Source organism: Pseudomonas sp. S3_C06, from assembly GCF_054667675.1.
This window is the reverse complement of sequence record NZ_CP162747.1, coordinates 316,541-330,811: the sequence shown is the minus strand read 5'-3', so window position 1 is coordinate 330,811 and position 14,271 is coordinate 316,541. Positions and strand designations below refer to the sequence as shown.

Sequence of the window (14,271 nt, the reverse complement as noted above, 5' to 3'; positions counted from 1 at the left end):
CAGGTTTTGTGTGCTCCTGCACGGCCATGGGCTTATCATGCCCGCAGGACCAATCCCGCCTTCACGAGACCGCGCATGACTTTCGATTTTGATCAGCTATTCGACCGCCACAACACCGGCAGCACCAAGTGGAGCCGCTACCCGGCCGATGTGTTGCCGATGTGGGTCGCTGATATGGATTTCGCCGCGCCACCGGTGATCATCGAGGCGCTGCAACAACGCCTGCTGCATCCACTGGTGGGCTACAGCGTGGCGCAGGACAACCTGCGTGAAGCCATCGTCGCCGACCTGTGGAACAAGTTCGCCTGGAAGGTCAAACCGCAAGAGCTGATCTTTCTGCCAGGCGTCGAGTCCGGTTTCAACATGGCTTTGAAAGCGCTGGTGCAGCCGCAACAGAACGTCGTGGTGCAAGTGCCGAACTATCCGCCACTGCGCCACGCGCCGGGCCACTGGGGTTTGAACAAGGTCGAGCTGGAGTTCATTGCGCAGGCCGACGGTACTTACCTGACGCCGCTGGACGTGCTGCGTGAATCGCTGAACGGTGGCGGCGCGCTGCTGTTGAGCAACCCGCACAACCCGATCGGCAAGGTTTTTGGCCGTGAAGAGCTGCAAGCGGTGGCGGATATCTGTGCGGCGCAGGACGCATGGATCATCTCCGATGAAATCCACGCCGAGCTGTGCTACGACGGTCGCGTGCACATTCCGACCGCCTCCCTGAGCCCGAAAATTGCCAGGCGCACGATCACCCTGATGTCGGCGAGCAAGGCCTACAACATCGCCGGCCTGAAAACCTCGTTCATGATCATTCAAGATGCGGCCCTGCGTGAGCGCGTCAACCACGCCCGCTGCGGCATGGTCGACAGCGTCAACCCGCTGGGCATGGAAGCCACCCGCGTCGCCTACAGCGAAGGCGCGCCGTGGCTGGCCGAGCTGAAAACCTATCTGCAGGCCAACCGCGACTGGCTGGTTGAAGCAGTACGCAGCCGCTTGCCGGGCGTGACCATCAACGTGCCGCAGGGCACGTATCTGGCCTGGCTGGATTGCTCGGCGCTGGATCTGGACAACCCGCAGCAATTCTTCCTTGAGCAGGGCAAGGTGGGCCTCAGCGCCGGTCTGGACTTCGGCGATCAACACCAACAGTTCGTACGCCTGAACTTCGGCTGCCCGCGTTCGTTGCTCGAAGAAGGTATCGCCCGCATGGAGCGCGCCCTGACACAACGCAACACCTGAAATCACCACATCCCCCTGTAGGAGTGAGCCTGCTCGCGATAGCGTCCTGACATTCAACATCAATGTTGACTGAAATATCGCTATCGCGAGCAGGCTCACTCCTACAGGGGATGTGTGTTCACGCAAAATCTTCGGCGTAAATCCGATCGAACTCACGGCAAACACCCCGGGTCAACCGCCCATACCAGCCCTGAAACCTCGGAGACCCGCGATGACCGACTATCCAAAACCACCCTTCCCCGCACAAGCCCAGACCGTTCCCGGTTCGCAACGCAAAATGGAACCCTATCCAGATTGCGGCGAGCAAAGCTATGTCGGTTCCGGGCGACTGGCCGGCAAGATCGCCCTGATCACCGGCGCCGACAGCGGCATCGGCCGCGCTGTGGCGATTGCTTTCGCCCGTGAAGGCGCCGACGTTGCAGTCGCCTATCTGAATGAACACGAAGACGCCAAGGAAACCGCACGCTGGGTCGAACAGGCCGGGCGTCAGTGCATTCTGCTGCCGGGCGATATCGCGCAGAAATCCCAGTGCCAGGCCTTGGTCGACAAAACCGTCGAACGCTTTGGCCGCATCGACGTGCTGGTCAACAACGCCGCGTTCCAGATGACCCACGAGACCTTCGAAGAAATCCCCGACGAGGAATGGGTGATGACCTTCGACGTCAACATCACCGCAATCTTCCGGCTGTGTCAGGCGGCGATCAAACATATGTCCGCCGGGGCATCGATCATCAACACCAGCTCGGTCAACTCGGACATGCCCAAACCCACCCTGCTCGCCTACGCCACCACCAAAGGCGCAATTGCCAACTTCACCGGCGGTCTGGCACAGATGCTGGGGCCGAAGGAAATCCGCGTGAATTGCGTCGCACCGGGGCCGATCTGGACGCCGCTGATCGTCTCGACCATGCCCGATGAAGAAGTGCAGAACTTCGGTGGCAACACCCCGCTCGGCCGCCCCGGCCAACCGGTGGAAGTGGCGCCGATCTACGTGCTGCTGGCCTCGGACGAAGCCAGTTACATCACCGGCCAACGTTATGGCGTGACCGGTGGTAAGCCGATGCTGTGATGCCCCCTTCGCCAACGCCTACAGTAAAACTGAAGGCCCATTGAACGCGGTGCGATTGCCGTCACATCGACCACTTGAGGGCGGCAGATCATGAGTTTTATCGTGTGGGTGGCGGTGCTCGGCGCCGTGCTGTTGACCTTGGCACTGACCTCGTCGTACCTGCGCTGGATGCCGGTGACGACGTCGGCTGTGTGTTTGTTGCTGGGGATCGGCATCGGCCCCAGCGGCCTTGATCTGCTGAAACTGTCACTGGAAAACGCCTCGCTGTGGATGGAGCACCTGACGGAAGTCGCGGTGCTGTTTTCCCTGTTCGTCTGCGGTTTGAAATTACGTTTGCCCCTGCGCGACAAGCGTTGGCGAATCGCTTTTGGCCTCGCCGGACCGGTGATGGTGCTGACCATCGCCGGGGTTTGTCTGCTGTTGCACTTTGCGTTGCACTTGCCTTGGGGGCCGTCACTGTTGATCGGCGCAATTCTGGCACCGACCGACCCGGTGCTGGCGGCGCTGGTGCAGGTCAACGATGCGCGGGATGTCGACAGCGTGCGCTTCGGGCTCTCTGGTGAGGCAGGGTTGAACGATGGGATTGCCTTTCCGTTTGTGATTCTCGGTCTGTTGTTGATGCACGGCGACGGCAGTGCTGCTGAATGGCAAGGCTGGGTGTTGCGCAACGTATTGTGGGCAGTGCCTGCCGGATTGCTTACCGGTTACTGGATGGGCCGAGGTATCGGTCGCGTGACCCTTTCGTTGCGAATCCACAATGACGACAGCACGCTCAGCCCCAATGATTATCTGGCGTTGTCGTTGATTGCCTTGGCCTATGTCGTTGCCGAAGCCATCGGCGGTTACGGCTTCCTGTCGGTGTTCGCGGCCGGGCTGGGTTTGCGCCAGGTCGAAGTGAAATCCACCGGCGCCGGCCAACCGCCCGCCGAGCATCTGGTGCAACCGGTGGTCGGCCATCAGAACGTCGAACCGCAACACGCGGTGCACGGTGACACCGAACGGCTGGAAAGCAGCCAGGTCGCCGCCGGGATCATGATGGGCGATATGTTGTCGTTCGGCAGTCTGGTCGAGCGTGCCATGGAAGTGTTTCTGGTGACCCTGCTCGGCGTGGTGCTGGTGGCGCACTGGGATTGGCGGGCATTGCTGGTGGGCGGCGTGCTGTTCTGCCTGATCCGCCCGATCTGCGTCGCGCTGATGCCTTGGGGTGCACTGATGGAGGGACGGCAACGGCTGTTGATCGGCTGGTTTGGCATTCGCGGGATCGGTAGCCTGTTCTATCTGTTTTATGCCTTGAATCACGGGCTGACCGATAGCGTGGCCAGCGTGTGCACCGACCTGACCTTATCGGTGGTGGCGCTGAGCATTTTGCTCCACGGGATCAGCACGCAACCGATCCTCGCTCGCTACGAGCAGCACAAAAAACAAAAAATCTGATTATTGGTAGCGGTTTTTACCAGGCAATCGATCGAACTTCTTTCTGTAAAAAAATGGATCGCGGGGTAATTGCTGGTAGTCACAAGCATAACCCCTCGCCAGATGTATCCGGCGGGGCCCGGCAGGTTCGGTTCCACTGCGGCGTTTAAGCCTGTTAAAGGAATCCTTGAAGAATAAGGTCACGGTCATGAAAGAATGCTCGACTCCGGCGCAAATCAAGGCTTGCAGAGCACTGGCTCTGGAACGCAATCGTCAATTGTTCGATAACGCTCACACGCTCAATCGAGCGGCCAATGCGCTGCTTGACGTTAAGGATCTGGACATCGAACAGTTCGAGCGTTACCGCGCACTGCGCAAAAAAGCCGATTCGATGTTTGAAGATGCGATCGACCATTTGTGCGTATTGAACGAGGATTTCCCGCCGATCCCGATGTCGTCGCAGAACTCGGTGGCGTTGCGTCGAGAGCTTGAGACCGTGGAGTGAGCCAGAACAGCCCCTCACCCTAGCCCTCTCCCACAGGGAGAGGGGACTGACCGAGGTGAATGGTCGAGTTACGCCGACCTGAGATACCGAGTCGGACTCAGATTTTGACTACATCAAAGATCGGCTCCCTTCCGAGTGAACCCTGACACTAGCCCTCTCCCACAGGGAGAGGGGAACTGACCGAGGTGAATGGTCGAGGTACGCCGACCTGAGATACCGGGTTGAACTCAGACATTGACCTGAGATACCGAGCCGAACGCAGATGTTGAACAGCACAACAATCTGCTCCCTTCCCCCTCGCCCCCCTTGGGGGAGAGGGCTGGGGTGAGGGGGATCGATCTGAATGGCAACACAAAATCCAAGCGAATGAAAAAGCCCGGCGATATAAGCCGGGCTTTTACGTGAAGACCAATCACCCCCCGGGATTGGTCACCTGAATAAACACCGCATAACTCCCCAGCAACACCCAAAACGTCGCAAAAATCCACGGCGTGCGCACCGAAAACAGCAGCGACTTGCGATACCCCTTGTGGCTCGACTCCATCTCACTGAACAACGGCGATTCGTCATACGCCAGGCCCATCAGCGGCTCGCTGTGGAGCAAGTGGCTCTGCTTGAAATGCCAATGATCGATGATGTCGTACGCCGCGCGAATCCCCGGCCAGGCGTTCAGTGAACTGAGCAACCCGAGCAGCGCCAGAAACGGTGGCACCACCAGCGTGAACAACTTGCCCCACTCCGGATTGAGGTTGGCCATGCACGAGGCGAAGGCGATCACCAGAAATGATTGCGCCGCCAGATAGGCGTCAGTGCGGTTGGCGAGGATGCTGGTTTCGTACTGGATCTCCCGGCGATAAAAATCCAGCCGCTCCTTGGGTGAGCCAAACATCTTGGCGTCATGTTCGGTCAGGCTTTCTTCAGCGGTGGGCTGGGTCAATATGCGAGGCAAAAGATGCACGCTCCGGGGTGGGGAAAACATTTAGAAGTCCCCACTGGCGCGCAAGTTCAGAACGATTGACCGCCGCCTCCCTTCATCGACTGGGCGATGATCGCCACCAGATTCATTTGCGTGAACGGCTTGGGCAAGCGTGGCAGTTGTGCCGCGAAACCTTCCAGACGTTCGGCATAACCGGTGGCCAGGATGATCGGCAGATCCGGTTTAAGCAGCCGCACTGCGTGGGCCAGCTGCGCGCCGCTCATCTGCGGCATGGCCATGTCCGTGATCATCATGTCAATCACCTCGCCCTGATCGAACAGCGCTAGCGCCTGCGCACCAGACGTCGCACTGACCACCCGATGCCCGAGGTCTTCCAGCAACAGGCTGGTGCTGGTCAACACCAGCGAATCGTCATCCACCACCAGTACGCTGAGCCTCGGCACCGTAATCGGTTCGGCTGGCGGATACAGCGGTTTGCTGACCACACCCTCGGCAGCGACCGGGATCCACAGTTCAGCCGTAGTGCCGTGGGCTTTTTTGCTGTTGAGGACAAAGCGGCCACCGAGTTGTTCCATGTAGCCGTGAACCATCGACAGCCCAAGCCCGGTGCCTTTGCCCAAACCTTTGGTGGTGAAAAACGGGTCTCTGGCCGAGGCCAGCGTTTGCGCGTCCATGCCCTCCCCGCTGTCGATCAGGCTGAGACAGACATAACGTCCTGCTGGCAAATCCGCGTGACCGAGTTCGAGCACCACTTGAGGTTCAGCGCTGATGATCACCGTGCCGCCATCGGGCATGGCGTCGCGGGCATTGGTCGCCAGGTTGAGCAAAGCCAGTTCCAGTTGGTTGCTGTCCGCCAGCACCGGCTCCAGATCCTCGGGAAACTGTGTTTCGACGCGGATGCCCGGCCCCAGGGAACTGCGCAACAAACCGGTAATGCCCTGCACCAGTTGCGGGATATCGACCGACTCGGTCTTAAGTTCCTGGCGACGGGCGAACGCCAGCATACGCTGGGTCAGCGACACGCCGCGCAATGCGCCCTGAGTGGCGTTTTCCAGCAACCGGCTGATTTTCGCATCGTCACCCATGCGTTTTTGCACGATCTCCAGATTGCCGAGAATCACCGTCAAAAGGTTATTGAAGTCATGAGCGATGCCGCCGCTGAGCTGACCGATGGCCTGCATCTTCTGCGCCTGGAACAACGCTTCCCGGGTTTTCTCCAGCGCTTGCTGCGCCTGATGGGCTTCGGTGATGTCGCGGGTAATCTTGGCAAACCCGAGCAATGTGCCGGTGTCACCACGGATCGCATCGACCACCACATGAGCAAGAAACCGCGTGCCGTCCTTGCGCATGCGCCAGCTCTTGTTTTCAAAGCGGCCCTCGCGGGTGGCGATTTCCAGCGCCCGTTGCGGCTCGCCGAGTTCGCGGTCTTCAGGGGTATAGAAAATCGAAAAGTGCTGACCGATGATTTCTTCCGGCAGATAGCCTTTGATCCGCTGGGCGCCCTGGTTCCAGTTACTCACCCGGCCCTCGGGGCTGAGCATGTAGATCGCATAATCGGTGACACCCTGCACCAGCAAGCGGAATTGCTGCTCGCTTTGCTTGAGGGTTTCCTCGGCCATTTTGCGATCGGTCAGGTCGCGGGTGATCTTGGCGAAACCGAGCAATTTGCCGTTGGGATCTATGATCGGGTCGATCACCACGTGCGACCAGAAATTGGTGCCGTCCTTGCGCACCCGCCAGCCCTCGCCTTCGAAGCGGCCTTCACGGATCGCTGTACCGAGTGCGCGTTGCGGCAGACCGGCGGCGCGGTCGTCAGCGGTATAAAAGCGCGAGAAATGTTCACCGAGGATTTCCGCTTCTTCGTAGCCCTTGAAGCGCTTGGCGCCGGAGTTCCAACTGGTGATGATGCCGTCGGGATCGATCATGTAGATCGCATAGTCGACCACCGCATCGATCAGCAGACGAAAACGCATCTCTTCGATCGCCGCGGTCTTGTTTTTCTCGCTCATCACACTCACCAGCCATTGTCATGATCGGAAGTATGCGTCAATCCGGCGAATTGGGAAGCGGCCGTCTCATGATTGATTGCCCACCAGCGCGGCAGCAGCTGTTTGATCCGGCTCTCGGCAAAGCGGTCGTCAATCAGCATCACCACGCCGCGATCCTCGCGAGTCCGGATGACTCGCCCGGCGGCCTGCACGACTTTCTGCACGCCGGGGTACAGGTAGGTGTAGTCATAACCGGCGCCGAAGATCGCGGCCATGCGGTGTTTAAGTTGTTCGTTGACCGGATTGAACTGCGCCAGCCCCAGTGTCGCGATGAACGCGCCGATCAATCGCGCACCGGGCAAATCGATGCCTTCGCCGAACGCACCGCCCAACACGGCAAAGCCGATGCCCTGGCTGTGGGCGGTGAACTGATCGAGGAAAGCCTGCCGTGCGCCTTCGAGCATCCCCCGCGATTGCTGCCAGAGGGTGATGTGCGGATGGCGCTCGGCGAGTAACGACGCCACTTGTTGCAGGTAATCGAAGCTGCTGAAAAACGCCAGATAGTTGCCCGGACGCTCGCTGAACTGCCGTGCGATCAATTCGACGATCGGCTCCAGCGAAGCCTGACGATGATTGAAGCGTGTCGAGATGCGGCTGACGATCTGCACCTGTAGTTGCTCGGCACAAAACGGCGATTCGACGTCGATCCACACGGTGTCGGCGGGCGTACCGAGCAAATCGGCGTAGTAGTGGCGCGGGCTGAGGGTCGCGGAGAACAGCACGCTGCTGCGCGCCGCTTTCAGGCGCGGGCCGATGAACGCGGCCGGCACCACGTTGCGCAGGCACAATTGCGACAGCGGCTTTTTACGCTCGAGGTCACGCTTGCTGATATCGAACAGGTAATGTTCGTCGTACAACTCCGCCACCCGGGCGAATTGCAGCAGGTCGAAGTAGAAGTTCTGCAGCCCGCTGTCGAGACCCTGCGGATGGTCATTGAGGTAATCGCCGATGGCCGCGCAACATAACGAGATCGCTTGCAGGAGTTTTTCCGGTGCCTTGTCGTAAGCCTGATAGGCCGCCAGTTGCGGCGCATGCAGGGCGTTCCATTCACGGTTGATGCGTTGCAGGGAGTTTTTCAGCGCGGCGGGTGCGGTTTTGCGCACGCTGCCCAGCGTGAACTGATCAAGAGTGGCGCTGTACATCTGCCGGCCGCGCTCGACGAGGTTGTGCGCCTCGTCCGCCAGTACCGCGACTTTCCATTGGTTGAGCTGGGCGAGACCGAAGAGCATGGCGCTGAAGTCGAAGTAATAGTTGTAGTCGGCGATGACCACGTCCACCCAGCGGGCCATCTCCTGACTGAGGTAATACGGGCACACTGCGTGTTGCGCGGCGACCTCGCGCATGGCGGCTTGATCGAGCAGGCGGATTCGACTGGCTGCTTCCCGCGCGGCTGGCAGGCGATCATAAAAACCCTGAGCCAACGGGCAGGACTCGCCGTGACAGGCTTTGTCCGGGTGTTCGCAGGCCTTGTCGCGGGCAACCATTTCCAACACCCGCAGGGGCAAGGCTGGCGATTGGTCGAACAACACCTGACTGGCATCCAGCGCCAGTTTGCGTCCCGGCGTCTTGGCGGTGAGGAAGAACACCTTGTCCAGTTGCTGCGGTGCCAGCGCCTTGAGCATCGGGAACAGCGTACCGAGGGTTTTGCCGATACCGGTCGGCGCCTGGGCCATCAGACAGCGGCCAGTGCTGACGGCTTTGAACACTGACTCGGCCAGATGCCGCTGACCGGGACGAAAATCCGCATGGGGAAACGCCAGTTGTTGCGCGGCCAGATTGCGCGCTTCGCGATGGGCCATTTCCTGTTCCGCCCATTGCAGGAACAGCGTGCATTGCTGCTCGAAAAAGGTTTTCAACGCATCAGCGCTGAACGCCTCGACCAGACAGGTCTCTTTCTCGCTGACGATATCGAAATACACCAGCGCCAGATTGATCTGCTCAAGTTCGAGCTTTCGGCACATCAACCAGCCGTAGATCTTTGCCTGTGCCCAGTGCAACTGGCGATGATTGGCCGGTTGTTTGCTCAGGTCGCCACGGTAGGTTTTGACTTCTTCCAGGCAGGTTTGCGCCGGGTCGTAGCCGTCCGCCCTGCCCTTGACCTTCAACTGCAGGAACTCGCCTTCGAGCGCCACTTCGCTTTGATACTTTTCGCTGCGCCGCGAGGCCACGGTGCGGTGCCCGGCGATGCCTTCCAGCGCCGTGGGTGATGGGGTGAAGCGCAGGTCGAGGTCGCCGGTCTTGGCGGTGAACTCGCACAGTGCGCGCACGGCAATGCTGTAGCTCAAGCGCTCTGCTCCGCCCATTGCACATAACACACCGCCACCGGCATTTGGTGTTGATGGCAGAACTCCAGCCAGCGCAATTGATTGTCCTGCAGGCGATCGCCGGGGCCTTTCACTTCAATCATTCGGTAGGTTTTGTGCTGCGGCCAGAACTGGATCAGGTCAGGCATGCCAGCACGGTTGGCCTTGATGTCGAGCAATAAACGGTTGAACCAGTGCTTGAGGTGTTCGGCCGGCAAACAGGCCAGCGCTTGCTCCAGCAGTTGTTCATTCATGGCGCCCCAGAACACGAAAGGCGACTGGATACCCCACTTGTCAACGAAGCGTTGGCGAATGGTCGCCGCATAGCGATCGTCGTCGAGTTCACTCAGACACGCCTGAAACAGCTCGGCGCGGCGCTGCTGGAAGTCTTCGTTGAGCAAGTCCACCGGGCCCCGCTGGAACGGGTGAAAGAACGCCCCGGGCAATGGCGCGAAAATCGCCGGCCAGCACAACAGGCCGAAGAGCGAGTTGATCAGGCTGTTTTCCACGTAATGCACCGGGCCATCGTCATCGTGCAGATGCGCCTGCACGTAAAACTCCACGGACAATGCAGGATCGCTGCGCGGCAACTGCAGATCCAGACGCTCGACCGGTTTCGCCGTTGCGCGCTTGAGCGGCGGGCCACCGAGTTTGCGCCGCACCCTTGGCAATATCCGTTGCAGGCCTTGCTGCTCGGCGGCGCTTTCCGGCGCCTGTTCCGCCAGCGTTGCGAGTTCCAGTGCCAACGGGTATTCGCCGCTGCGCTCCAGCACACGAATCATGCGCAAACGGGCGCCGGGATAGGCGCAATCACGATAAATGCTCAGGGCCAGGGCAAACTCGCTGATGCGCTCGCAATACTGGCCGATCTGGAACAACACCTTGCCACGCCGGCGTTGCAGCCACGGGTTGTCGAAGTGCAACGCACTCACCTGCTCGACAATGGTTTGCAGCGGCTCGCCGGCCTCGAAACGCATTTGGCAGTGGTGCAGGAACAGACAGGCGTCGACGTCTTCACGACTGCGCAGGCCTCGCGAATCGGCGCAGAACTCGACTTTTTCATAGGTGAAGATGCCCAGGTCGGCGAGGACGAATTCCGACCAGTCCTGATACAGGTTGCCGAAGAACATCAGACGCAAGCGGTCGCACAGGTCCATGAGGGTCAGGCTGAACAGCCGGTCATCGAGCAGTGGCGCCCAGTCGCGCAGGCAGCGCAATTCTCTGAACTGCTCGGCCAACAGTGGCAGCCATTCATCCTTACGCCCCTTGGGCTGTTCGATGGCGGCGCCGAAGGCTTGCAGAATTTCAGCTTTGAGCAGCACGTCGAACAACTCGGCGAGGGCCAGCGGCGCGTGTTCGTCGATCCAGCCACGCTCCAGCAAGGGCTGCGCGGCCGCGGCGATGTCACCGATTTCAACGTAATTGAGTTTGCCGGCCCGAAAATGCACACCCTTGCGCATCACCATCCGCACCAGCAAACCTTGCGAAGCACGCGGCAAGGCCTTGAAGTCGCGGATGAACGCGTGTTCCGTTTCGCTCATCACATCGACATAGCGAAGTTCAAGCCAATCAAGCACTTGCAGGAAGTTGTTAAGGTAATAGAACGGGTCGTCGAGGGGATTGGCAGTCACGGGAATTCTGGGGCCATGGCGAGCGAGTACTGGTTATGCGTACAGATAACAGCTGTGCCCCGCCCGGTGCAAACGGAAAATGATCAATGGCATTTTTTCGCCGGGCTATCGAACTTTTCTCACGGAGATAGCACCAACCGCGTTAGAAGGCCGACAATGCTCGGCATCACATCGAATGAGGATTTAGAAGTGGGTATGAAAATCAAGTCACTGGGCATCCCTTTCGCCATCGTCGCCGCGCTGGCACTGACCGGTTGCTCGACCCCGACGGTGGTCACTCTGCAGAACGGCACCCAGTATCTGACCAAGGACATGCCGAAAACCAAAACCAAGGACGGCTTCTATGAGTTCGAGGATATTTCCGGGGCCAAGGTGAAGGTCCGTGCTGATGAAGTCGCCACGGTGCGCGAGGAAGACTAGGTTTCGCTCGTTCCCACGCTCCGCGTGGGAACGATCATAAGCAGAGTGTTATTCGAAGGTCGGCATGCCCGGAATGCTGCCGTCACAAGGCATGTACGTGCCGCCCCGCTTGACCACTTCTCCCTGCAAACGCCGGCAGCGTTCCAGATCCTGCTGCGCCATGCGATCGATGCTCAGATTGCCGGTGGTCTGCGGCTGCTTGCCGTCACCCAGGCGCAGGGTCACGAACGGTTGTTCGGGCTGAATCTGAAAGCGGCTCTTCTCTTCAACCGGCTCGACCGCCTCGGTTTTCGGCGGACTCGGCAGTTGGTCGGTGGTGATGCCGTAACGGCTCAGAATCGAACTTTGAGGCAGATCGGCCCAGACATTGGCCGAACACAGCGCCAGTGCAACGAACCCGACATACCCCTTGAAACCTTTCACGTTTGAATCTCCTGTACTCAATGGCGGCTAGCTATAGAACGTGTGTGCACGTGCTGGCTTTAGGCCGCATTTCCTGTTTTCGCAGGGGTTTGAGTCAGAGAATGGCTGTCGAGTCACTTTTAAACCGCGTTATCGTTATTCGCGAGCAGGCTCGCTCCCACAGGGGATTTGTAAACGACACAGATCCAGTGTGGGAGCGAGCTTGCTCGCGAAAGGGCCCTTACCGGCGCCCAATCAACCTCAGGCGATCACAACACCCTCAGCACTCAGACTATTCAGCGACACCCCGACCAACGTCACCGAATCATTGCCAAACGTCAGCACCGTGTCCTGCCCGACAGCGGCGGCATGGGCGCGGAAGTCCTCCGCCGGCAACACACCCTGAACACCGAGAAACACCAGTTTGTCGTTGGACGTGTAACCGACCACCCGGTCCTGCCCGAACGCCCCGTTGAACAGGAACGTATCCGCCCCGCCTCCCGACTCCATCAGGTCGTTGCCGGCGCCGCCAACAAACACGTCGTTACCCGCGCCACCGATCAGGTGATCGTTACCGTCCAGCCCGAACAACCAATCGCCACCCGAATGCGCCTTCAGCGTGTCGGCACCAGCGCTGCCTTTGACGCTGGACTCGTAAGCAGTGACGTTGTTGCCGACCTTCAAACCGCTGGCCGTGACGCTGTGGGTCACATCGTCCTTGAACAAGCCCCAGAGGAACCCCGGTTCTTTGGTGACAATGCTGCCGATGTCGCGGGTGATGCTGATCCCGCCGTTGGCATCGCGCACGTACAAGTTGCCGGCGCCGTCATTGGCGAAGTCGAAGTTCTTCACTGCACTTTGCAGGTCGAGGGTGTTGCTGCCCTGCCCGCCAAGGATGACGTTGTAGCCGCCGCTGTCGCGGAAGGTGTCGTTGCCGGCGCGACCTTCCAGATAATCGTTGCCGCTGCCGCCCTGGATCAGATCGTTGGCGTCACTGCCGATGATGAAGGTGCTGCCCTTGTGGGTTTCGGCGTTGCGGTTGAGGTCCTGCACCCAGGTGTTGGCCCGCGCCGGGTCCGAGAGGTTGGCGACGATGATCGCCGAGTCGCGACTGGTCAGGTCGTAGAATTTTGAGTCGATCACCCGGTTCATGCCGTCGCCATAAGCGGTCGGCAAGTGCGAGATCCAGGTGGGAATGTTGAGGATCGAGTACGGCAGCAGATTCCACGCGGTCGAGGCGTAGTGATCGTTGAAGCTGACGATGTTATCGGTGGCCGACTCTTTCGGCGCATCGTGCACACCGATGGAAGCACCAGTGAAGGTCGAGCCGTCGAGGGCGCGGAACACCGGGTCGTTTTCATAGCCGACGTTGAGCACTTTGTCGGTGCTGCTCTGGGTCGGCGAGGCGTAGGCAATGTAATTGGAATCGGCAAAGAAACCGCCCCACTTGCCGCCACTCAAGTCCGCCATGCTGTTGACCGCCAGGCCGCCGAGGCTGTGCCCACTGACCAGTACGTCCTTGCCGCTGAGGCCGTTGGCCTGGGCAAACGCCACCACATCATTGAGCAGATTGCCGAAGGCTTCGCCGACGTAGTTCTTGGCGTAATCCTTGGGGCCGAAGGCCGCGAGCAGGTCGTTGATCACGTCGCCAATGGAGTCGAGGATCAGGTTTTCCCGCGGGCCGCTGGTGCCGCGAAAGGCAATGCCGAGTTCCGTGAGATGGCCTTGGGCGTCGTACTTGCCGAGGATTTCCACTTGGGCAGTGGTGTAACCGGCCTTCTCGCCGAAGAAGGTTCCTCGCGCATCGGTCTTGCCGTCGTAGCCCAATTGCGAGGCGGTGATCGGCGTCCAACCGGCTTTTTTCACGGCGTCGAGGGCGAGTTTTTCCGAGTCGGGGTTCCACGGAATGCCGGGGATGACGCCTTGGGAGTCGGTGCCACCGAGCAGCGCCGTGACCAGCGTAGCGGGCAGGCCAAGGCCGAATCCGTTGTGCTGATAACCGGCGGCAAAGCCGTTATCGAGGTTGTGATAGGAATACAGCGTGATCGCCATGGCATCGCTGAACAACGCCTTGGAATCGGCTGTGCCGAAGTTCTTGTAGTCATACACACCCATTGCTATTGCCTCTCTCTTGTTGGAATTGTTAGAGATAGCTCACAGCCAGGGCGCCCCACGGGGACGCCCCGGAGCATTTCAGTACTACTTACTGCTGTTTTTACTGTGGGAGCGAGCCTGCTCGCGAAGGCGGGGTGTCAGGTACGAAGACTTCAACTGACACTACGTATTCGCGAGCAGGCTCGCTCCCACATTGGA

The 14,271-nt window shown here is 59.8% G+C and carries 11 protein-coding genes; 5 read left to right on the top strand and 6 right to left on the bottom strand.

Annotated features, from left to right (window positions below):
• Positions 1 to 75 precede the first annotated feature (75 nt).
• The 4 genes from AB4N44_RS01320 to AB4N44_RS01305 all read left to right on the top strand — a co-directional run bounded on the left by AB4N44_RS01320 (position 76) and on the right by AB4N44_RS01305 (position 4,217).
• The gene (locus tag AB4N44_RS01320) at positions 76 to 1,230 is read left to right on the top strand and encodes a MalY/PatB family protein (RefSeq protein ID WP_460110622.1); all 1,155 of its coding nucleotides are present in this window, start codon (positions 76 to 78) and stop codon (positions 1,228 to 1,230) included.
• 211 nt (positions 1,231 to 1,441) lie between these two features.
• Positions 1,442 to 2,299, top strand: coding sequence for a glucose 1-dehydrogenase (locus tag AB4N44_RS01315; RefSeq protein WP_150774349.1), 858 nt, complete (start codon positions 1,442 to 1,444; stop codon positions 2,297 to 2,299).
• Positions 2,300 to 2,389: 90 nt separating this feature from the next.
• Entirely contained in the window at positions 2,390 to 3,733 is a 1,344-nt protein-coding gene (locus tag AB4N44_RS01310) for a cation:proton antiporter (protein ID WP_460110625.1), read from the top strand.
• Positions 3,734 to 3,920: 187 nt separating this feature from the next.
• On the top strand, positions 3,921 to 4,217 hold the full coding sequence (locus tag AB4N44_RS01305; protein WP_064389907.1) for a hypothetical protein: 297 nt from the start codon (positions 3,921 to 3,923) through the stop codon (positions 4,215 to 4,217).
• Between the two features lie 412 nt (positions 4,218 to 4,629).
• Here AB4N44_RS01305 and AB4N44_RS01300 read toward each other — a convergent pair whose 3' ends face one another.
• The 4 genes from AB4N44_RS01300 to AB4N44_RS01285 are packed head-to-tail and all read right to left on the bottom strand — an operon-like array spanning position 4,630 to position 11,136.
• Positions 4,630 to 5,166 (bottom strand): hypothetical protein, encoded by a 537-nt coding sequence (locus AB4N44_RS01300; protein ID WP_127927399.1) that lies wholly within the window; start codon positions 5,164 to 5,166, stop codon positions 4,630 to 4,632.
• Positions 5,167 to 5,222: 56 nt separating this feature from the next.
• Positions 5,223 to 7,163, bottom strand: a complete 1,941-nt coding sequence (locus AB4N44_RS01295; protein WP_460110627.1) for a hybrid sensor histidine kinase/response regulator — start codon at positions 7,161 to 7,163, stop codon at positions 5,223 to 5,225.
• Positions 7,164 to 7,168: 5 nt separating this feature from the next.
• Positions 7,169 to 9,487, bottom strand: a complete 2,319-nt coding sequence (locus tag AB4N44_RS01290) for an ATP-dependent DNA helicase (RefSeq protein ID WP_150751484.1) — start codon at positions 9,485 to 9,487, stop codon at positions 7,169 to 7,171.
• A complete protein-coding gene (locus AB4N44_RS01285; RefSeq protein ID WP_150751485.1) occupies positions 9,484 to 11,136 on the bottom strand; it encodes a VRR-NUC domain-containing protein in 1,653 nt (550 codons plus the stop codon). Before AB4N44_RS01285 ends, AB4N44_RS01290 begins: the two co-directional genes overlap by 4 nt.
• A gap of 195 nt (positions 11,137 to 11,331) precedes the next feature.
• On the opposite strand from AB4N44_RS01285, the gene AB4N44_RS01280 reads away from it, so the two are divergent.
• On the top strand, positions 11,332 to 11,556 hold the full coding sequence (locus AB4N44_RS01280; RefSeq protein ID WP_150774344.1) for a YgdI/YgdR family lipoprotein: 225 nt from the start codon (positions 11,332 to 11,334) through the stop codon (positions 11,554 to 11,556).
• Positions 11,557 to 11,604: 48 nt separating this feature from the next.
• On the opposite strand, the gene AB4N44_RS01275 is transcribed toward AB4N44_RS01280, so the two are convergent.
• Entirely contained in the window at positions 11,605 to 11,979 is a 375-nt protein-coding gene (locus tag AB4N44_RS01275) for a hypothetical protein (protein ID WP_127927391.1), read from the bottom strand.
• A gap of 240 nt (positions 11,980 to 12,219) precedes the next feature.
• Positions 12,220 to 14,073: a polyurethane esterase gene (locus tag AB4N44_RS01270; RefSeq protein ID WP_460110630.1), complete on the bottom strand. Its 1,854-nt coding sequence runs from the start codon at positions 14,071 to 14,073 to the stop codon at positions 12,220 to 12,222.
• Between the last annotated feature and the right edge of the window lie 198 nt (positions 14,074 to 14,271).